The following is a 20,653-nucleotide window of genomic DNA, read 5'->3' on the forward strand; positions in this document are numbered from 1 at the left end:
GTCACACATCCTATATTATTTTTTCAAAGAATAAATGGTTTAGAATAGATAACCTGCATCTACACCTATTCCATCTGATCCAATGAAACCACCAATTTTATATTTTTTGTCGATTTTAACTCCACCAAAAATATTTCCAGCTCCTGTAAAATGTGGCACAAATTGAGGTTTTATTGCTAGATTTAATCCTACACCTAAATCTGTTCCAACATATCCTACATATTTTGGATTATTAGTTTTAATATTTAAATTCCAAGTAAACATTGGTACTATATCTACACCAAATGATGAAGGTCCAAATCCAAAATAACTACCATAGTATACTCCTAATTTTCCTTTTACTCCAAAATCAACATCTAATTGTCTATTTATTTTAGCATTCCATAATGCTCCCCCACTACCAGATGCTGTAACGGCTGTTGGGAATCCAAACCCTACTCTCCCATCAACAAAGGGTTTAGGTCCTGTAATATTAGCAGCGAATCCTGATAAAGAAACCAATGCTGCTAATGTTAATAATACTTTTTTCATTTTTATTCCTCCTAAAAATCTTTTTATAAAATACTATATAATATTTTATTTAAAGTTTAATAAATCTGCTGTAGAACCATTATATAATAATGAATATCCTGCTCCTGTTCCATTATCTACCAAATACCCTATTCCAAGTGTAAATGGATTTCCATAACGGTAAGCTGGATTAATAGCAGATACTAACTTTTTAGTTTCTGAAGTTGTTTTGAAAGTAAATTCATTTGGATGTGCATGGAATATATCTGCTCCTTTTCCTGCTCTTGCTAAACTAACTTCTACTGTTCCATTTCCTTCTGCAATTAAAGTTCCATATTTATCATACACATAAATAGTTTCCCCCGAATTTGATACCGCTTTAACCTTTTGTTTTGTTCCATGTACAACTGTTGCACAACTTGTCATTAATAATAATGACATTACTGCCATTGTTAATTTTTTCATAACTTTCCCCCTTATTTAGATTTCACAAATTATTTAAAAATAATTTTTATGTAAGTAATTTTGCCCCCACATATTTATATAATTATACACTTTTTAAAAAAAAATATCAATTTTTTATTTTTAAAACCTTTAATTCAAAGGCATTAAAAATATTTTACCCCCGTATATTCTCCATTAAAAATTTAAGGTTTAAGCCTACTAGACTTAAACCTGTTCTATATTATTATTAACTTTTCTCATTTTTTTAATTAAAATGAATATCCTACACTAAGTCCTGTAGTAACTGCCCCATTAACTGGTTTAAATCCAGTTATCATTCCACCTGCTTCTAAATCAACAGATAAATGTTTCCAATTCACTCCAAATACTAATCCCATAGGAACTACTGGAGTAATTTTAACTTTCTTAGCAGCCTCATTACTATCATAGCTTATTCTTGGTCCAACTCCTACTTTTGCACCAAATCTTAATTTAGTTTCAGGTGCAACTTCATATCCTAATTGTGCTGTACCATATGGTAATACATCAAAACCAAGTTGTACACGTTTTTTATCTTTCTCTTTTGTAATTTTAGGTATTTGAGCTTTAACATCTAATCCTCCACCAACTATTACAGATAATTTATCATTTATATCATAAACTGGTACAAGATAACTACCATTTAAATTAATAGTAGGTGTAAATCTTTGTTTTAACTCTACCTTTTTACCAACGTTTACGTATGTTCCTGCTCCACCTCCTATTGTAAATGTTCCTTTCGCCATTGATAAAGCTGACGCTATCATAGCTACTGTTAATAATATCTTTTTCATTTTTTTCCTCCTAATTTAATAACTAATTATATTAATAATAATATATACAAAGATTTAAAAACTTCTGTAACATTTTGTGTAAATCATTTTTAAATCTCTTTAGTCGCTAATATTATAACCCTTTTTTTTAAAATGTCAACCCCTTGCAATTTATCTAATAATTACAAGGGCTACAGCCTTTTATTCAAACTTTTAAAACTAAAAAAGACCTAAATTTACTTAAAAATTTAAGTCTTTATTTATTCATATTTTATTCTTCCGAATATATACTGATTACAATTACGGAAAATACAACTATAAATACTCCCATTAACTGTATTTGTGTAAATGTTTTATGGAATATAAATATAGAAATTGCTAGTGATATTAAGGGTTCACATACACTTAATATAGAAACTATTTTAGAACTCACATATCTTGTACTTTCTACAAAAAGACAAAAAGGTATTACTGTTCCTATAACTATAAGTAATATAAAGAAAAACAATATATTTAATTTCATTAAATTTGTTATCATCATTTTTAGATTACTAAACGGTAGTAGAAAAACTCCACCCATTATCATTGTATAACCAATAATATATGTACTTGGGTATTTAAAAAGTTTTTTTGCATATAAAAGATAAAATGCAAAACAACATGCAGATATAATACCATATATAACTGCTCTAATATCAACTAATAATGTATTTATATTAGCACTTGTAACCACGAAAAATAATCCTAAAAACAAAGTAAACATAGGAATACATTCAACACTTCTTGGTCTTTTCTTTAATTTTATACTTAAATATATAATAACTATAATTGGTGCTAATGAACTTGTAAGGGTTGCAAATGCTGCTCCGCTATATTTTATTGTTGCAAAAAATGTTAACTGTATTCCAATTTGTCCAAATATTGAAAATATCAATAATGGTAACCATATAGTTTTATCTTTTAACATTTCAATAGCTTTTTCTTTTCCAGTTAACTTCATTTCAAATAATGTTATTAAAATCCCTGATAACAACATTCTAATTGAAACTAATGTTACAAAATTAAAATCAGAATTGATAAATATATATTGAGTAAAATTCCCACCTATTGCCCAAAATATACTACTAAGTAAAGCAAGTAATATGCCTTTATGTATTTTTTTCATTTTTTATTCTTTCTAAATTTTTACAAACTATTACTGTTCCCACTAAAGAAATTACAGTAATAAATAATACCATGTATGTTACGCCTTGATTTTCTATAATTCTTGCTCCAATATAACTTGCAATTATAGAACTTATTGTTCCTGCTGAACCTAAATATGCTTGTCCTTTTACTCTATCTTCTTTTTCCATAACGTCATTAACATAATGTATAGCGGTAGGAAGATAAATTGCAAAAGCAAATATTTGAGATACTTGGGATAGCAATATTATACTAACACTATTAAACATTAAACCTATTAAAACTATAAATGATTTAATAGTAAATGATATTATAGCAAAGAATAATATATTATAACTACCAAACTTTCTTTTTATGTGTTTATATGATGCCATTACAGGTAATTCTAATATTGCTGCTATTGCTAATCCTATACCCACAAACATCGTGCCTTTACCGACGGATTGCATAATATTTAAGAAAAAATTATTTATAGCCATATGAGTGGTAAAAATACACATTATCCCTAATAAAAACCATGTGAATTTTTTATACTTTTTAACAAATGTAAATATATTTCCTTTATATTCTTTATTTAATTTTACTTCTTTAACTATATCATTTGAATTAAAACTAAATATCATAAATATTATTAATACAGTTAATAATAATTCTAAATAAATAATAAAGCTAAAACCATAAAATTTAGTTATATACCCTAAACCTAATGAAGCTATTGCAAAAGCAATAGAGCCTGTACCACGAGTTAAACCAAAATTTATTTCGTAACCATTATTAATATAGTCAAAAATAAATGTGTATATAAAAGTTTGTGTATTTAAAATATTAGACAAAATTAATATATATATAATAGTTAAAACTATATTATTTTTTATTACTATACTTAATATAAGCATTAATAATAATGAAATCATTGAGAATATTAATATTAATCTATTACTTATTCTATTATACTTATTTATTAATTTTGCTAATAACGGCTGAGTTATTACTGATAGAAAAGCCGATAACGACAATATAATCCCTATATTAGATACACTAAATCCTTTTGAACTTAATACAGGATTGGCAAATGAATATGCCGTACAAAATAAAAACCAATATATAAATTGTAATACTGCAAATTTTTTAGTCATTTTATTGTTCCTTTTCTAAATTGATGCATATGATTATAGTTCCTAAAATAGAAATTATAGTCATAACTAAAACCATAAAAGTTGCTCCCTTATAAGCAATTAATCTTGAAGATAATAATCCTGAAATAATATTAGAAATAGTTATTGCTGTTCCTAAATATGCCTGTCCCTTCCCTTTATCATTTGATTTCATTAAATTATTAACATAATATATAGATGCTGGTAAATATGTTGCAAAAGCAAAAATTTGTAAAAATTGCCCAAATAATATTAAAATTGGCATATTAATAAAAATTCCTAATAATGTAAATATTACTTTAATACTGAAAAATATGGCAGCAAAATAAAGTAATTTATAGTTTTCAAATTTTCTTTTTATATATACATAAGTTGCTCCTACAAGTAATTCCCCAGTAGCTGCTATTCCTAAGCCTAAACCTACATATGTATTATTTTTACCAACTTCTTTCATAATATTTAATAAAAAATTAGAAATTGATAAATGTGGTATAAATATTATCATTACTCCTAATAACAACCATTTAAATTTCTTATATCTCATAAAAAATTCTTTAATTGATTTAGGTTTATTATTTTCAGTTTTTTTCTTATAAACTACTAAACTTGATTTAAAACTAATAACCATCAATATCACTATTGTTATAAGAAAAATATTTAAATGTGATACAAAACTAAAACCATATATACTTGATAAATAACCCAAAAACATTGAAGTTAAAGCAAAAGAGAAAGACCCTAAACCACGACCTAGTCCTAAATTAATATCAAAACCACTATTTATATAATCCATAATAAAAGCATAAATAAATGTTTCTGAAATTAGTATACATATCATAGATATAGTATAAATTACTGCTAAAACACTTTCACTTACAAAATTTTCTAAAATATATGTAGATAGTAAAACACTAATTACTAATAAAACTATATATTTATTACTTATCTTTTCATATCTATGAACTATATTAGCTAAGAAAGGTTGTAATATAGCAGCACCAAGTCCCGCTAAGAAAAAAATTAACCCTATACTTGATACATCAAAGTTTTTTGAACTAAGTATAGGATTGGCAAATACAAAAGTACTGCAAAATATACTCCAATAGCATATTTCTAAAATGATAAATCTAAATGTCAATTTTATCGCCTTCCCTTTAAAAAGCACCAAATCTTGTTGGTGCTATATTAATTCATATTTTATATTTTGTATCAATTCTTCATTAGTAGAATACTGTTTCATTAAATCTAATAAATATTTTAAAGCTTCTGCTTCATTACATTTCATAAGTTTTTTTCTTAATGCCCATATAAGTTCTAATTCTTTTTTAGAATAAAGTAATTCCTCTCGCCTTGTTCCGCTTTTAACTATATCTATTGCAGGGAATAATCTTAATTGTTGTAGTGTTCTATCTAGTATTACTTCCATATTACCAGTTCCTTTAAATTCTTCAAAAACTACGTCATCCATACGACTTCCTGTTTCAATTAAAGCAGTACAAATTATTGTTAAACTTCCCCCATTTTTAATATTTCTGGCAGAACCAAAGAATTTTTTAGGCATATACAATGCCTTAGGGTCTATCCCACCAGAAATTATTTTACCACTAGATGGTAATACAACATTATATGACCTAGCAAGCCTAGTTATACTGTCCATCAAAATTACTATATTTTTTCCTTTTTCTACTTCTCTTTTTGCAGATTCTAAAACCTGTTCTGTAACTTTTAAATGTGTTGCAGGATCTTCATCAAAAGTTGCAGCATAAACTTCTGCTTCTTTTACATTTTCTTTTATATCTGTTACTTCTTCTGGTCTTTCATCAATTAATAAAATCCAAACTTCAACGTCTTTATTATATTTTATAATATCATTAGCTAAAGTTGTAAGAAGTATTGTTTTACCTGCTTTTGGCGGTGCTACTATTATACCCCTTTGTCCTTTTCCTATTGGTGACATTAAGTCTATTATTCTTGATGATACATCTCCTGAACCTAAATTTAATCTCTGTGTTGGATAAGTTGGTATTAAATCATCAAATAAAGGTCTATTTAATGCTTTACTTATGGTATCACTGTTTATAAATTCTATTCTTATAAGACCATAATTCTTTTCACTACCTATTGGTACTCTTACTTCTCCACAAATAATATCATCTTGTCTCAAACTTAATTTTTTTATTTGTGATATAGATACATAAACGTCTGCTTCAAGTGTTGTATTTCTTAAAAAACCATAACCATCATTTAATATATCTAGTGTACCAAAAGTATATATTTTACCTTGATCTTCTGCTAATTTAACACATACATGATTTATTAAATCGGCTTTTATCATTGATTTATAATTATCTATTTCATATTCTTTTGCCATTTTTTTTAATTCTGTCGATGTTTTTTTCAATAAATTTTCCATTATTACTCCTATTTGTGAAATCCTAAATCAGATGGATTTATATCGCCTGAAACCTTATGTAACTTTCCACCATAACCTATATATTCTCCATACATAATTGAAACTTTTTTTATTAATTCCACTGTTTCTTTTTCTAAATTATCTTTATTATAATGTCCTTTACACCAGTATTTTATAACTAAATCACTGTCTCCACATATGTTTTTTATATTATATTTTTTAGCATATTTTAAAGCTATAAATAATCCTGTAAGTTCTCCAAAATTATTTGTTCTACCACTAGATAATAAATAATTTCCATGTTCATTTATCTTATCAATAGGCATAATTTTATTCAATAAAGATTTCCCATTTATATCGGTAAGCCTTACTTCAACTCCTATACCCCTACCTGTTCCTGCATCAAAATATATGGCATCTTTAATTAAACCTGATTTATCTAATACTTTTTTTTCGTATAATGCTCCATTATCTAACCAAATTTTGGCTTCTTCATATGTTTTAAATTTTTTATAACGGGATTTTTGCCCTTTTATCTTTTGACTACAAATTTCCCAAGTATCTACTATACCTTTTTCGTCAATTTTTTCAATATAATATGCATAAAACATTATCTTATCTCTTTTATTTCTTTTATCTCATATTTACCAGCAGACTTAACTAACATTTTTAATGTTTCTCCTGATAATTCATAATTCAACTCTATTTCAACTTCTTTATTATCTATATCTACTACTACATTTTCTACTTCTGGTGCACTATATAAAACTTCTGATAATTTTTCAGCACATTTTTCGCAAGTTATTCCTGGTATTGTTAATATTTTTTTCACTCTTTTCTCCTTTATATAAAAATTTAAATTTTCTATTCGTCTTATCTTAAAATCATTTTCATTATACCATTTATATAGCTTTGTTTCAATTAAGTTTTTAAAATTTATTTTCCCCCAAATTATTCAATAATTAATTATAAAATTTTGTGTTGTATTTTAAATTAAAATATATTTAACTGACATAATATAAATAAAAAAAAGCACATTATTTTACTAATGCACTTGTTATATTTGTTAGACTTTTTTATGGTGCCCAGACACGGAATCGAACCATGGACACAAGGAGCTTCAATCCTTTGCTCTACCAACTGAGCTATCTGGGCATAAAATATTATATTAATTATACTGGCGGGCAGACTGGGATTCGAACCCAGACGGCTGTTACACCTTCGCCGGTTTTCAAGACCGGTTCCTTAGCCAGTTCGGACATCTGCCCTTAAATCTAAAAAAATCACCGTCAAGGTGTATTTATTTGGTAGGCCCTAGGAGAATTGAACTCCTGTTTCCGGGATGAAAACCCGATGTCCTGACCACTAGACGAAGGGCCCTTAAATAAAATGGTGGATCTGACTGGGATCGAACCAGTGACCTCACGGTTATGAGCCGCGTGCTCTAACCACCTGAGCTACAGATCCATATATGGCGTACCTGAAGAGATTCGAACTCCTGGCCCACAGCTTAGAAGGCTGTTGCTCTATCCTACTGAGCTACAGGTACATATTTTTTATTTGTTTATATTCTTTTCAATGGTGGGTTATACTGGGATCGAACCAGTGACACCATGATTAAGAGTCATGTGCTCTACCAACTGAGCTAATAACCCATTTAAATAATTTAAATGGTGAGCCATACTGGAATCGAACCAGTGACACCATGATTAAAAGTCATGTGCTCTACCGACTGAGCTAATGGCTCACATGGAGCGGGAAACGAGGGTCGAACTCGCGACATTCAGCTTGGAAGGCTGACACTCTACCAACTGAGTTATTCCCGCACATATGTTTTTATTTTCTTTTGGTTGCGGAGATTGGATTTGAACCAATGACCTTCGGGTTATGAGCCCGACGAGCTGCCAGACTGCTCTACTCCGCGATAAATGGTGCCTCGGGCCGGACTTGAACCGGCACGGATAATTAATCCACAGGATTTTAAGTCCTGTGCGTCTACCGATTTCGCCACCAAGGCATCTTTTTAAGGACAAGAATTATTTTACACTATTTAAAAATGTTTGTCAACTTTTTTTTAAAATTTTTTTTATTTTTTTCATGATAGCTGTTTTCTTTTAAATATATAGGGTTTGTAAAATAAAACTTATAGTCCTTATAATATAAAACAAAATATTTAGATTATTTTTATGTAATTTTCAATTTCTTCTTTTTTTATAGATGGTTTAGGTATCTCTAATATTTTCACTTTTATAACCCTATTAAAATATTGTATCTCTAATTCATCATCTTTTTTTATCTCATATGAAGATTTCTTTTCATCTCCGTTAACTAAAACTTTTCCTGCACTACAAAGTTCACTAGCTATGGTTCTTCTTTTTATAATTCTAGTAACCTTTAAAAATTTGTCTAGTCTCATTTTATTCCTCTATTTCTCATAACTCTTGCTACCGCTAAAGTAAATGATCTCGTTCTAGTTTCTTTCAAAATTTTATGAATTTCTTTTATAACTATTAATGGATCTTCATCAGGATTTTTTTGTTCTCTTATTTTTTCAACCGCTTCTATTGTCTTTTTTTGCATGACATCATAAGGCTCTATTAAATTATATACCTTTTTCATTAATCTTAATACTTCTTTTCCATCTTCACTTAATGTAACTTTTGAAGAAGTATGTTTTTTATGTTTAGTTTCTTCTCTATTAGAATTATATATTTCATCATATAACTTTTGTTCTTCCTTTGTTAAAACTAACTCTCTTTTTTCTTTTTTTGCTTTACTAACTTCTTTATATAAATTTTTTTCTGTTGTAGTTAATTTTCTTTTTGTTTGTTTGTTTTCTATAGTTTCTATTACTCTTCCATAAGGATCGTCATTGCTAGAAAATATATTTCTAAACGCTGTACAAGATTGTAACATAATTAAAATACAAATAAACATTATTTTTCTTTTCATAATTATTCACTCCAAACCTTTTTTAAAAATTCTTCTTTGCTTAATATTACCACAGATTGGTCTAAATTTGAAACTTTTTTATAATATTTTAAAAATATTTTGCCATTTTTTTCATCAATTCTCTCTATAAAATTTAGCTTTGCGTATATTTTTACTTTAATATAAATAAATAAATTTTCTAAATCTTTTGGAATTAAACCAAATCTATCAATTAATTCTTTTTCAAGTTCAATTACTTCTTTTATTTCTTCATAAGAATATAATCTTCTATATATTTTTATTCTTTCTCTTTCTTCAATATAACTTTCTGGAATATACCCTTTATCAATAAGATTTATTTCTACATTTTCTAATTTTTCTTTTTTTGCATTACTTTGATGCTTAATTTCTTCATTTAACATTCTAAGGTATAAATCATAACCAAAGGTTTCTATTGCTCCATGTTGCTTTTCACCTAATATTTCTCCTGCTCCTCTTATATTCATATCTTCCATAGATATTCTATACCCACCAGATGTAATATTTTCAATATTTCTCATTGTTTGTTCTTTTTCTTCACCTTTTTTAGTAGATTTTTTATTTTTTAATAAGTAACAATATGCTTGTCTATTCCCTCTACCTACTCTACCTCTTAACTGATAAATTTGTGATAGACCAAGTTTTACAAAATCTTCTATAATTATTGTATTAACATTTGTTATATCTATTCCATTTTCTATTATTGTAGAAGTTAATAGTATATGAAATTCTTCATTTTCAAATGCCTTTATTTTTTCTCTAATTTCACTAGGATTTAATTGTCCGTTTATATATTCTATTTTTATAAAATCAGGCAAAATCTTTTGTAATTCTTTTTTCTTTTGTGACATATCCTTAACATTATTTGAAACATAAAATACTTGACCTTCTCTTGAAATCTCTTTTAAAATTATATTTCTTAATTCTTTATCTTCTACATTTTCAATAACCTTAGTTTTTATTGGTATTTTTTGCAGGGGCGGAGTTGTTATTAAAGAAATATCTCTTATTCCTAAAAGTGCCAAATTAAGAGTTCTAGGTATAGGTGTTGCAGTTAATGTAAGAACATCTAAATCTTGTTTTTTAGATTTTAATTTTTCTTTATGCCTTACCCCAAATTTTTGTTCTTCATCTATAATAAGTAAACCTAAATTATTAAAAACAACTTCTTCGCTTAAAAGTTTATGCGTTCCTATTAATATGTCTATATTACCGTTAGATAAATCTTTTAATATATTTTTATTTGCTGATAATCTAGAATAAACCGATATATTAATTGGAAAATTTTTATATCTTTTTAAAAATCTATCATAATGTTGTTGAGCTAATATTGTTGTTGGTACCAAAACTGCTACTTGATAACCACTTTCAACTGCTTTGAAAGCCGCTCTCATAGCAACTTCTGTTTTCCCGTATCCTACGTCTCCACAAACTATTCTGTCCATAATTTTAGGACTTTGCATATCTTTTTTTATTTCTTCAATGGCTATTAACTGATCTTTTGTTTCTGCATGTTCAAATTGTTCTTCAAATTCTTTAAACCAAATCGTATCCTCTAAAAAGACTATTCCATTAGTTTTTTCTCTTTTAGCCTGTATTTCAAGTAACATTTTAGCGGTTTGCCTAATATCTTCAACGTATTTTTTTTGTCTTCTTCCAAAACCTCTTGTTCCTAATTTATATAAAAATGGTTCTTGCCCACTTATATTTATATATTTTTCTAATCTCCCTATTTGCTCTATTGGTATATATAGCTTATCTCTATCTGCATATCTAATACTTAAACATTCCTTATTTGAAATTAATTCTAGGCCATCATATATTCCAACACCATGTTGTATATGTATTACATAGTCTCCTTTTACTAAATCTGTTATATTTTGATATTTTCTATGCTTTTTTATATTCTTTGATTTTTGTTCTTGTATTTCTGATTTATAGTTTCTTTCCTTAGAGATATTTACTTGTAACTTTTCTGCTTTTTCTAAAATTTGCTCATATCTTTTTTGTAATTTATCTTTATTTGTTATATCTAAAATCATCATGGTTTCAAGATTATATTCTATCATTTCTTTATTTTCAATGTAGAATTTTACTTTTTTTTCACTAAATTTATTTGCTAAATCTGTTATTAAAATTGTTTTTCCTTCTAATTTTCCTGAATAAATTTTTATTTCATTTAACTCTTCAAAAGATTTTTGATTTTCTATATCAAAAACTTTTATTTTTTCTAATTCTATGTCAAAAAAATCTAGTCTTATAGGGTTATCTTGTCCATAACCAAATATGTCTATTATTTCCCCTCTTCTTGAATATTGTCCTAACTCAGATAATATATACTCTCTTTCATAAAAAAAACTTTCCAATTTTTGTTCTATTTCTTTTAAACTATATTTTTCTCCTTTTTTTAAATAAAAATATTTGGCTTCATCAAAAAATACATTCATAGCCAAATTAAAATCTATAAATATATATTTTTCATTATTATCTTTTGATAAAGTTTCTATTAATTTTGTATTTATATCTAATTTATCTTTTAAATCATTACTATATGTATTAAAAAGATAGGCATTTTTATTTTTTTCTAATGCCTTGTTGTAGTAATAATCTAAATTTTTGAATGAAGAACTTATATATATTTTAATTTCTTCTCTTGATTTTCCTAAATATTCAAGTAAATTTTCTTTTAATAATTCCATCTTTATCCTTTAATTTTAACTGCTTTATTGTGTATTTTTAAAGTATTAGTTATTAATCTTGCTTTTAATTTTTTTATGACAATTTCAAGTGTTCCCCTATCAAGTGTTCCTGCATAATATTTTGCATAAGTTTCTAATTCAGAACTTAAATCTATAACTTGATTTTCTAAATTTATTTCTATTTTATAGTATATATCTCTCATTTTTTCATCTAAAATTTGTGATATTGCTAATCCATATATACCCTTACTAATTCCATATATTTCTTTTGCATATTCTTTGGTTATTTCAGGGTTTTTATATATTTTTTCTTTAATAAATCTTATATCTTTTTCATATTGCCTATTTCTACAAAGTATACAAACTTTTTCTTTTTCAACTCTTTCAAAAAATTCTTTACATTGCTCACATTTTACACCCTTATTAACTTTATTTTTTAAATTTTCAATTTCTCTTTGTATAGTATAACCTATATAAATTTTTCTTGTTAGTTCATTTTCAATATTTTCATATTTTTCATGTGTTTTTTTTATAATTTGCTCAATTTCTTTTGACAAATCTTTTTTTAATTTATTATCACTGTTGTTCTGTATTTTAAACTTGTTATCTTTATTAATTTTTATTATTTTATTTGTCTTTCTAAATTCTATTTCAGTTATATTTGATAAATGATTAGAAATATTATTCATTAAAGTTTTCTCTTGCATTTTTAGTGCCATTAAAATAGAATTATCATCTACATATATTATTGCTTTATTTCCTTCTAAGAGTAAATTGGTATTTTGATATATAAAGTTTTTACCTCTCATAATTTCTTTCCACAAGCCATCTATATCATATTTTTTAAATCCTTTAAAATTTTCTGCTATGTGCTTAAACTTCATCATTTATGTCTCCATCTTCTATTTTAATATATTTGGCTTCTATATCTATTTTTTCAGTTGATGTAAAAAAACATTGTATTTTTTTCTCTTTAAAATACTCCATAACCCTATATTTTCTTATTTCATCAAAGTATGCAGATATATCATCAAATAAAAATATTGGTGTATTATTAGTTTTAGATATAATATAATCTCCTTGAGCTAATTTTAATGCTAATAATACAGATTTTTTTTCTCCTTGTGAAGCATAAGATTTAACCTTATTCTCATTAATTTCAAAAATAAAATCATCTTTTTGTGGTCCTAAAATACTATATCCATATATTTTTTCTTTATCTTTTTTACTAAATAAACTTTCTTTAAATTCTGCCTTTAATTCGTCTTTATTATATTTTTTATCTTTTAAATTAACTAAAAAATTTTCATATATTAAATTAATCTTTTTTTTATTTCCAAATAATTTTTGATATTTTTCATTAATAATTATTGATAACTCTTCTATATATTCTTTTCTTATCATTAATAACTCTATTGATAAATCTATAAACTTTTCATTGTATATTTCAAATAGTTTACTTTCCATTTCATTATTTTTTATCATTTTATTTCTAATTTTAAGAATTTTTTGGAAATCTAGTAAATATTTAAGATATTTTTTATCTATTTGACATATCTCATAATTAAAAAATCTTCTTCTTGTGTCTGGTGTTCCTATAATTAAATCCATATCTTCTGGCGAAAAAGAAATTACTAAAATATCTCCTAAGTATTCAGAATATTTGCATCTGTTCGAATTTTTATAAAAAGCCCTTTTATCTTTTGATAATTCTATTGAATAATTTACTCCATTTATTTTTGAAAAAACTACCATTCTCTTATTATTTTCTTTTATTTGCTCTATAATTTTTCTAGTTCTAAAACTTTTACCACTCGCCAAAAAATACACAGCTTCTATTAAACTCGTTTTCCCCTGTGCATTTTTTCCATATATTAAATTAAAATTTTTACTAAATTCAAACTTTTTATTAGCCAATATTCTAAAATTATCAACTAATATTTGCTCTATATACATTTTATTTTACCGTTATTTCCTCATTAGCAAATACTACAATATCACCATTTCTAATTTTTTTACCACGTCTAGTTTCAACTTCTCCATTTACTAAAACTAAGCCATCTTTTATCACTTCTTTGGCTTCTCCACCACTAGCAACTAAATTAGCAAACTTTAATAATTGGTCTAATTTTATATATTCACCCTTTATTTCTATTTCCATTTTACTCCCTTATTGATCTATTTATTTCTTTTACTTGTAACATAAATGTTGCTTCTTCTTCCATTTTATTTCTTATCTTATTAATAGCATTTAAAACAGTTGAATGGTCTCTATCAAATATTTTACCTACTCCATCAAATGTAATATCTAAATTTTCTTTAATTATATACATACTAACTTGTCTGGGTATTAAAATTTCTTGATTTCTTTTTTTAGATTTTAAATCTTCTTCTGTTATTTGATAATAATTTGCTACTTTTTTAATTATACTCTCAGCCGTTATCATAGAATTAGTTAATATTATATTTTTTTCTATAGAATCTTTAACCATGTCCATATCTACTGGCTTTTCTAATAATTGTGCTGTTGTTATTACATTTTTTAATATTCCTTGCATTTCCCTAACACTATTTTTTACATTAGTTGCTATATATTCTAAGTATAAATCATTAATTTTTTCATGTTTGTCTTCACATAATTTTCTAAGTATGGCTACTCTCGTTGAATAATCAGGTCTTTTTATTTCCTGCATTATACCTGAACCTATTCTAGTCATTATTCTATTAGATAAGTTTTTAATATTATGTGGACTTCTATCACTTATGAATATAATTTGTTTTTTTTCTGTATATAAGGTATTAAAAGTATTGAAAAACTCTTCTTCAACACTCCCTTCACCTTTTCCAAAAACTCTTTCAAAAAATTGTATATCATCTATTATTATTAAATCTAAGTTTCTATATTTTTGTCTAAAATTTCCACTACTTTCTCTATTATCTCTTATTTGTTTAAATCTTCCTTTTTGTATTGCTTCCAAATATTCATTATTAAATCCTTCTGCTGTTAAATATTTAACTCTTTTATCAGGGCATTTTTTTAATATTTCATTTCCTATTGCTTGACCTAAATGTGTTTTACCAAGACCTGAATCTCCAAACAAAATTAAAGGAGTGAAATTATTTTCTTTATTATTTACAATAGTTTCAACAACTTTTTCACAAAGTTTATATGCATATTCTGTATTTAAACCTGTTACAAAGTTTTCCATAGTAAACTCTTCAATTAAACCTGTTTCTCCAACTTGAGTATAATCATCATCTTCTTCAATAATGAACATATCTTTATTAATTAATTCAATTTCTCTTTTTATAACAATGTCTTCAACATTTATTCCTTTTATTGCTACAACTTTTTTTAATGCTTCAAATATTTCATCTTTTAGTTTTTCTAAAATAATTTTCACTTCATTATTTGTTGTATGCAAATAGCAAATTTCATTTTCTATATTATATAGGTTTACCTGTTTTAATGTGTGTAAATACTCCATTCCATTATCACTAGCAAATATTGTTCTCGTAATTTCCCATATATTATCTAAATCTTTTTGCTCCATTTTTGACCCCTACCATTTCTCTATTTTTCTAAACTATATCACAAGAAAAATAAATAATCAAATAAAAAAGTTTTCCACTTTTCCACAAAGTTATACAACAAAAAAGTCTTAAATTTGTTATTTTATGCGAGTTTTCCACAAAAACAGTAAGTTTTCCACAAAAATTGCCACATTTATTTATAATACTTTTCACAAAATTATCAACAAAAAATTTTTTTTTAATTTTTTTTCGCCCCTTTTTTTATGCACATTTTATAAAGATTTTTCCCACATAGTTATGAACATAAAAACACATTTTTTTACCTTTTAGCATTTAGCTTTCCACAAACACACAGTGCATAATAAGAATAATAATTAAATTATAGAATATATATAAATTATAAAATTAAATATTTTTTTTATATTTAGTTATAAAAAAAAGGCTAATTGCCTATCTTTTATTCTTTAATTTTTCTTTTACTTTATAAACTTAAATCCTATTCCTAAAATAATTCCCACTATTATAGAAATAATAATTGAATAAAATATATCTATATTTCTAGTTAATATTACAGTTAACATAATAGTTATAATAAATATAAATGTTTTAGTATAATTTTTCATAAAATCGCCTCTTTTCAAAATAAGTATACTCTTTTAATACTAATTTGTATATAAGTATAATTCAGTTCTTTTTATTAAAATATGAATTTTACTTATATTATTTAAAGATATAACCTAAAAAAAAATTTAGTTTATAAAATATTTACACACATTTTATAAAGATTTTTTACACACAGTTATGAACATAAAAACATAATTTTTTACCTTTTAGCATTTAACTTTCCACAAATACACAGTACATAATAAGAATAATAATTAAATTATAGAATATATATTAAAAATCTATTCTATTTTTTTTCACCTAAATATTTATAATTTCTAAAAAAGTAGACCAAGACAATATTTTATGTTAAAATACAAAAGGTTTCGCAATCAAAATAACAAATAAGGAGGCAAAATGGAAATAGTAATTGCAGGAGCAGGAGCAATGGGTGCCACATATGGTGCTATGCTCAAAAAAAGTGGAAATAATGTAATTTTCCTTGATGAATGGCAAGATAATGTAGATACAATTAACAATTCAGGAGTGAAATTTATAAACTTATCAAAAGAAGAAAAACTTGAGATTAAAGCATATAAACCAGTAGAATATAAAAAAATACCTGATTTAATAATTGTTTTTACAAAATCTATGCAACTAGATAATATGTTAACTAATATTAAGCATTTATTTGGAGAAAATACCAAAGTACTATGTTTATTAAACGGATTAGGACATATAGAAACATTAAAAAAATATGTTGAACCTAAAAATATTTTAATAGGTGTAACAGTTTTAACCGCACAAATGAAAAAGGCAGGAGTATTTGAAGTTACAAGTTATGGAAATACTGAAATTCAAAATATAACAAAAGATGGAGAAAAAAGCGCTAAAGAAATTGTTACGACAATAAATAATACTGGATTACCTTGTATTTATTCAAAAGATATAATTTATTCTATTTGGAGAAAAGCATGTATAAACGGAACAATGAATGCATGTTGTGCTTTATTAGATTGTAATATGATTGAATTAGGAAAAAGTCCTAATTTAGAAAAAATATTAAGAACTATAGTTGAAGAATTTTCTATGGTTGCAAAATATGAAGGTGTAAATATAGATATAGATGAAATAACTGAATTAGTTTGTTGGTTTACAACACCAGAATTTAAAGGAAGTTCTCATTATCCATCAATGCACCAAGATTTAATAAAAAACAACAGATATACAGAAATAGATTATTTAAATGGTTATGTAGCAAAAAAAGCAAAAGAAAATGGAGATAATGCTAAATTTTGTGAACTTATAACTTTATTAGTACATTCAAAAGAACAAATATTAGGAGCAAAATAGTGAAAGCAAAAGAATTTATAGGAAAAATATTAAACGGTTTATCAATAGGTATAGTTGTAGCATTAATACCCAACGCAGTATTATCAGCAATATTAAAACCTTATATAGCAAATATGTATGTTGCAACATTACTAGATTCATTAGTTATAATGCAAGCATTAGTTTCAGCAATAATAGGAATATTAGTAGGATTACAATTTGGATTTAATCCAATGAAAGCATCAATTATAGGGGCAACAACTTTTATATCATCAGGAGTTATTATTAGAACAAGTGAAGGGCTAGTTATTAAGGGAGTAGGAGATTTAATAAATGTTATGATTTTTTCTGCCATAGCCGTACTAGTTACATTATGGCTAGATGATAAATTAGGTTCAGTTACAATAGTATTACAACCTATAATAGGAGCATTTATAGGGTTTATTGGTTTAATGTGTCTACCATATGTATCTAGTGTAACTACTAGTATAGGACTGCTTATAATTAGATTTACAACATTACAACCATTAATTATGTGTATATTTATAACAATTTCATTTGGAATAATAGTAATATCACCTATATCAACAGTGGCAATAGGATTTGCAATAGGTCTAACAGGTTTAGCATCAGGTTCTGCTAATATGGGAATTACGGTAACTGCAGCAGTATTAGTTATTGGTTCAATATTTGCTAAAAATAAATCAGGAGTAACATTAGCAGTTTTATTAGGTGCCATGAAAATGATGATACCTAATATTGCTAAAAATCCAATAATGTATTTACCCATAATAGTTACTTCAATAGGTGGAGCATTAGGAGTAAAAATTTTAGGAATTACAGGTACAGCCAAAACAGCAGGTTTTGGTATAGTAGGTCTTATAGGACCAATAGAAGCATATGCTCAATTAGTACAAATAGGATCATCAGCACCAATAATGATAATAATAACAGCTTATTTAATTATACCATTTGGATTAGCATTACTAATACATATATTATTTACAAGAGTTATAAAAATTTATTCAGACGATATTTATAAATTTGAAAATTAAATAAATAAAAAAGAATTAATTTATTTAAAATGGGGGGACATTTTAATTATAACAATAATAATTCTTGGAGAAGCAATATATAATTCAACAATAGGGTATCTATATTTTATGAAAATTTTCTTTCCATACATATCAAGGAATTATTTTAGCAATTTCTATTGGAATAATATTAGGATTAATTAATTATTATATGTATACTAAAATATTTAAAGAAAAAAATTTAATATCATTTTTTATTGCTCATGGAATAGCAGATATATTTGGATTAACGATATTATCATATATTTTGGTTTGAAATTATTGAAAAAAATGCTATAATATATTAATTAAAAAATAAAGAAAAAGAGGTGAAAATATGTCATACATATATTGGGGGCTACTTACAGGAATATTTATTGTTGTAGAAATAGCAATTCCTGCTCTTGTATCAGTTTGGTTTGCAATCTCTGCATTTATAGTCATGCTGTTATCATTTTTTATAACTGATATTAAAATCCAAATATTAATATTTACAATAATATCAATTGCTTTAATGCTTACAACACAAAAATGGGTTAAAAAGACATTAAATAGCGAAAAAAACAGTAACGTTGGAGATGAAGTTACAGTAATAAAAAAAATAGAAGATAATAAATATGAAATAAGATATAAGGGGGGAATTTGGACCGCTATATCTAATGAAAACTTTGATGAAAAGGAAAAAGCATTTATTAAAGAATATAAAGGAAATAAGATAATAATAGAAAGAAGGTAAAATATGGGCGGAGCATTTGTATTAGGAATAACAGTAATTTTATTTGCTATAATTATAGCAATATTATTTAATGGTATAAAAATAGTACCAGAATCATATGTTTATATAATTCAAAGATTAGGTAAATATAATAAACAATTACATGCAGGTTTTAATATAATAAATCCATTTTTTGATTCAGTTTCAAAAAAGGTAGTTTTAAAGGAAATGGTTAAAGATTTCCCTCCACAACCTGTAATTACAAAAGATAATGCAACTATGATGATAGATACGGTTGTATATTTCCAAATAACAGACCCTAAGTTATATACTTATGGAGTTGAAAATCCAATTTCAGCAATTGAAAATTTAACAGCAACAACATTAAGAAACATTATAGGGGATTTAACAGTTGACCAAACTTTAACATCAAGAGATACAATAAATTCAAAAATGAGAATAGAATTAGATGAAGCAACAGACCCTTGGGGGATAAAAGTAAATAGAGTTGAATTAAAGAGTATTATTCCACCTGAAGAAATTAGAGAAGCAATGGAAAAAGAAATGAAGGCAGAACGTGTTAAAAGAGCAACAGTTTTAGAAGCACAAGCTAAAAAAGAAAGTGCTATTTTAATTGCTGAAGGAGAAAAGCAAGCAGCAATATTAAGAGCAGAAGCAGAAAAAGAAGTTCAAATTAAAGAAGCTGAAGGACAAGCTGAAGCATTAAAAACTATGAAAACTGCCGAAAGTGAAGGTATAAGATTACTAAATGAAAATGTACCAAAAGAAGAAATTTTAAAAATACAAGCTCTAAGAACTTTAAGTGAAGTAGCAGATGGTAAGGCAACTAAGATAATAATACCTAGCGAAATACAAAATTTAGCAAGTTTAATAACTAGCATTAAGGAATTATAATGAAAAAAATATATAGAAGCAAAAAAGATAGAATGATATTTGGAGTATGTGGTGGACTAGGAGAATATTTTGAAGTAGACCCATCAATTATTAGAATAGTATGGATTTTTTCTTGTGCTTTTTTCGGACTAACAATACTTCCTTATTTTATAATAGCAGTAATTTTGCCAGAAGACCCAAGAACAGGTCAATGTAATCACAAATGTAAATGTGATGAAAATACAATAGAATATGAAGATTAAAAAAAATTAAGATAATAAAAGAAAATATCATGCTATAAAGTGTGATATTTTT

General features: G+C 25.6%; 22 protein-coding genes and 10 tRNA genes. 5 read left to right on the forward strand and 27 right to left on the reverse strand.

Annotation, left to right across the window (positions count from 1 at the left end; genetic code table 11):
• Positions 1-39: 39 nt before the first annotated feature.
• The 27 genes from AWT72_RS00375 to AWT72_RS09405 all read right to left on the reverse strand — a co-directional run bounded on the left by AWT72_RS00375 (position 40) and on the right by AWT72_RS09405 (position 16,344).
• The gene (locus tag AWT72_RS00375) at positions 40-531 is read right to left on the reverse strand and encodes a hypothetical protein (RefSeq protein ID WP_067139124.1); all 492 of its coding nucleotides are present in this window, start codon (positions 529-531) and stop codon (positions 40-42) included.
• A 45-nt stretch (positions 532-576) separates the two neighbouring features.
• Positions 577-975: a hypothetical protein gene (locus AWT72_RS00380; protein ID WP_067139127.1), complete on the reverse strand. Its 399-nt coding sequence runs from the start codon at positions 973-975 to the stop codon at positions 577-579.
• Positions 976-1,223: 248 nt separating this feature from the next.
• The gene (locus AWT72_RS00385; RefSeq protein WP_067139130.1) at positions 1,224-1,787 is read right to left on the reverse strand and encodes a hypothetical protein; all 564 of its coding nucleotides are present in this window, start codon (positions 1,785-1,787) and stop codon (positions 1,224-1,226) included.
• A gap of 250 nt (positions 1,788-2,037) precedes the next feature.
• Entirely contained in the window at positions 2,038-2,931 is an 894-nt protein-coding gene (locus tag AWT72_RS00390; protein WP_067139133.1) for a DMT family transporter, read from the reverse strand.
• Entirely contained in the window at positions 2,915-4,087 is a 1,173-nt protein-coding gene (locus tag AWT72_RS00395) for an MFS transporter (RefSeq protein ID WP_067139136.1), read from the reverse strand. Before AWT72_RS00395 ends, AWT72_RS00390 begins: the two co-directional genes overlap by 17 nt.
• A 1-nt stretch (position 4,088) precedes the next feature.
• Positions 4,089-5,243, reverse strand: coding sequence for an MFS transporter (locus AWT72_RS00400; RefSeq protein ID WP_067139139.1), 1,155 nt, complete (start codon positions 5,241-5,243; stop codon positions 4,089-4,091).
• Between the two features lie 42 nt (positions 5,244-5,285).
• Positions 5,286-6,518 (reverse strand): transcription termination factor Rho, encoded by a 1,233-nt coding sequence (gene rho, locus AWT72_RS00405; RefSeq protein WP_067139142.1) that lies wholly within the window; start codon positions 6,516-6,518, stop codon positions 5,286-5,288.
• An 8-nt stretch (positions 6,519-6,526) separates the two neighbouring features.
• On the reverse strand, positions 6,527-7,129 hold the full coding sequence (locus AWT72_RS00410) for a ribonuclease H family protein (protein WP_067139145.1): 603 nt from the start codon (positions 7,127-7,129) through the stop codon (positions 6,527-6,529).
• Complete coding sequence (locus AWT72_RS09580; protein ID WP_067139148.1) at positions 7,129-7,350, reverse strand: heavy-metal-associated domain-containing protein; 222 nt, start codon at positions 7,348-7,350, stop codon at positions 7,129-7,131. The genes AWT72_RS00410 and AWT72_RS09580 overlap by 1 nt, the downstream gene beginning before the upstream one ends.
• A 247-nt stretch (positions 7,351-7,597) precedes the next feature.
• Positions 7,598-7,673, reverse strand: a tRNA-Phe gene (locus AWT72_RS00420).
• A 23-nt stretch (positions 7,674-7,696) separates the two neighbouring features.
• Positions 7,697-7,786: transfer RNA gene (locus AWT72_RS00425), tRNA-Ser, on the reverse strand.
• 37 nt (positions 7,787-7,823) lie between these two features.
• Positions 7,824-7,898, reverse strand: a tRNA-Glu gene (locus AWT72_RS00430).
• A gap of 10 nt (positions 7,899-7,908) precedes the next feature.
• Positions 7,909-7,985, reverse strand: a tRNA-Met gene (locus tag AWT72_RS00435).
• A gap of 5 nt (positions 7,986-7,990) precedes the next feature.
• A tRNA-Arg gene (locus tag AWT72_RS00440) sits at positions 7,991-8,067 on the reverse strand.
• Positions 8,068-8,097: 30 nt separating this feature from the next.
• Positions 8,098-8,173 (reverse strand) — tRNA-Lys (locus AWT72_RS00445).
• 16 nt (positions 8,174-8,189) lie between these two features.
• Positions 8,190-8,265: transfer RNA gene (locus AWT72_RS00450), tRNA-Lys, on the reverse strand.
• Positions 8,266-8,268: 3 nt separating this feature from the next.
• Positions 8,269-8,344 (reverse strand) — tRNA-Gly (locus AWT72_RS00455).
• Between the two features lie 21 nt (positions 8,345-8,365).
• Positions 8,366-8,442 (reverse strand) — tRNA-Met (locus AWT72_RS00460).
• Positions 8,443-8,447: 5 nt separating this feature from the next.
• A tRNA-Leu gene (locus AWT72_RS00465) sits at positions 8,448-8,535 on the reverse strand.
• 156 nt (positions 8,536-8,691) lie between these two features.
• Positions 8,692-8,934 carry an RNA-binding S4 domain-containing protein gene (locus tag AWT72_RS00470; protein WP_067139151.1) on the reverse strand — a complete coding sequence of 81 codons (243 nt, stop codon included), beginning with the start codon at positions 8,932-8,934 and terminating at the stop codon, positions 8,692-8,694.
• Positions 8,931-9,470 carry a hypothetical protein gene (locus AWT72_RS00475; RefSeq protein WP_067139153.1) on the reverse strand — a complete coding sequence of 180 codons (540 nt, stop codon included), beginning with the start codon at positions 9,468-9,470 and terminating at the stop codon, positions 8,931-8,933. Before AWT72_RS00475 ends, AWT72_RS00470 begins: the two co-directional genes overlap by 4 nt.
• A gap of 2 nt (positions 9,471-9,472) precedes the next feature.
• A complete protein-coding gene (locus tag AWT72_RS00480) occupies positions 9,473-12,187 on the reverse strand; it encodes a DEAD/DEAH box helicase (protein WP_067139157.1) in 2,715 nt (904 codons plus the stop codon).
• Between the two features lie 2 nt (positions 12,188-12,189).
• The gene (locus tag AWT72_RS00485; protein ID WP_067139161.1) at positions 12,190-13,074 is read right to left on the reverse strand and encodes an RING finger protein; all 885 of its coding nucleotides are present in this window, start codon (positions 13,072-13,074) and stop codon (positions 12,190-12,192) included.
• Positions 13,061-14,143 carry a DNA replication/repair protein RecF gene (recF, locus tag AWT72_RS00490; protein WP_067139164.1) on the reverse strand — a complete coding sequence of 361 codons (1,083 nt, stop codon included), beginning with the start codon at positions 14,141-14,143 and terminating at the stop codon, positions 13,061-13,063. The genes AWT72_RS00485 and recF overlap by 14 nt, the downstream gene beginning before the upstream one ends.
• Before the next feature lies 1 nt (position 14,144).
• Positions 14,145-14,348, reverse strand: a complete 204-nt coding sequence (gene yaaA / locus AWT72_RS00495) for a S4 domain-containing protein YaaA (RefSeq protein ID WP_067139167.1) — start codon at positions 14,346-14,348, stop codon at positions 14,145-14,147.
• Position 14,349: 1 nt separating this feature from the next.
• Positions 14,350-15,741 carry a chromosomal replication initiator protein DnaA gene (dnaA, locus tag AWT72_RS00500; RefSeq protein ID WP_067139170.1) on the reverse strand — a complete coding sequence of 464 codons (1,392 nt, stop codon included), beginning with the start codon at positions 15,739-15,741 and terminating at the stop codon, positions 14,350-14,352.
• A 456-nt stretch (positions 15,742-16,197) separates the two neighbouring features.
• Positions 16,198-16,344, reverse strand: a complete 147-nt coding sequence (locus tag AWT72_RS09405) for a hypothetical protein (RefSeq protein ID WP_156413061.1) — start codon at positions 16,342-16,344, stop codon at positions 16,198-16,200.
• Positions 16,345-16,741: 397 nt separating this feature from the next.
• On the opposite strand from AWT72_RS09405, the gene AWT72_RS00505 reads away from it, so the two are divergent.
• The 5 genes from AWT72_RS00505 to AWT72_RS00525 all read left to right on the forward strand — a co-directional run bounded on the left by AWT72_RS00505 (position 16,742) and on the right by AWT72_RS00525 (position 20,601).
• The gene (locus AWT72_RS00505; protein ID WP_067139173.1) at positions 16,742-17,677 is read left to right on the forward strand and encodes a 2-dehydropantoate 2-reductase; all 936 of its coding nucleotides are present in this window, start codon (positions 16,742-16,744) and stop codon (positions 17,675-17,677) included.
• Entirely contained in the window at positions 17,677-18,711 is a 1,035-nt protein-coding gene (locus AWT72_RS00510) for a PTS sugar transporter subunit IIC (RefSeq protein WP_231501465.1), read from the forward strand. Before AWT72_RS00505 ends, AWT72_RS00510 begins: the two co-directional genes overlap by 1 nt.
• Before the next feature lie 355 nt (positions 18,712-19,066).
• Entirely contained in the window at positions 19,067-19,465 is a 399-nt protein-coding gene (locus AWT72_RS00515; RefSeq protein ID WP_067139179.1) for an NfeD family protein, read from the forward strand.
• A 3-nt stretch (positions 19,466-19,468) separates the two neighbouring features.
• Positions 19,469-20,359: an SPFH domain-containing protein gene (locus AWT72_RS00520; protein ID WP_067139182.1), complete on the forward strand. Its 891-nt coding sequence runs from the start codon at positions 19,469-19,471 to the stop codon at positions 20,357-20,359.
• Positions 20,359-20,601, forward strand: a complete 243-nt coding sequence (locus AWT72_RS00525; protein WP_067139185.1) for a PspC domain-containing protein — start codon at positions 20,359-20,361, stop codon at positions 20,599-20,601. Before AWT72_RS00520 ends, AWT72_RS00525 begins: the two co-directional genes overlap by 1 nt.
• Positions 20,602-20,653: the final 52 nt, after the last annotated feature.

The organism is Oceanivirga salmonicida (genome assembly GCF_001517915.1).
Lineage (GTDB): Bacteria > Fusobacteriota > Fusobacteriia > Fusobacteriales > Leptotrichiaceae > Oceanivirga > Oceanivirga salmonicida.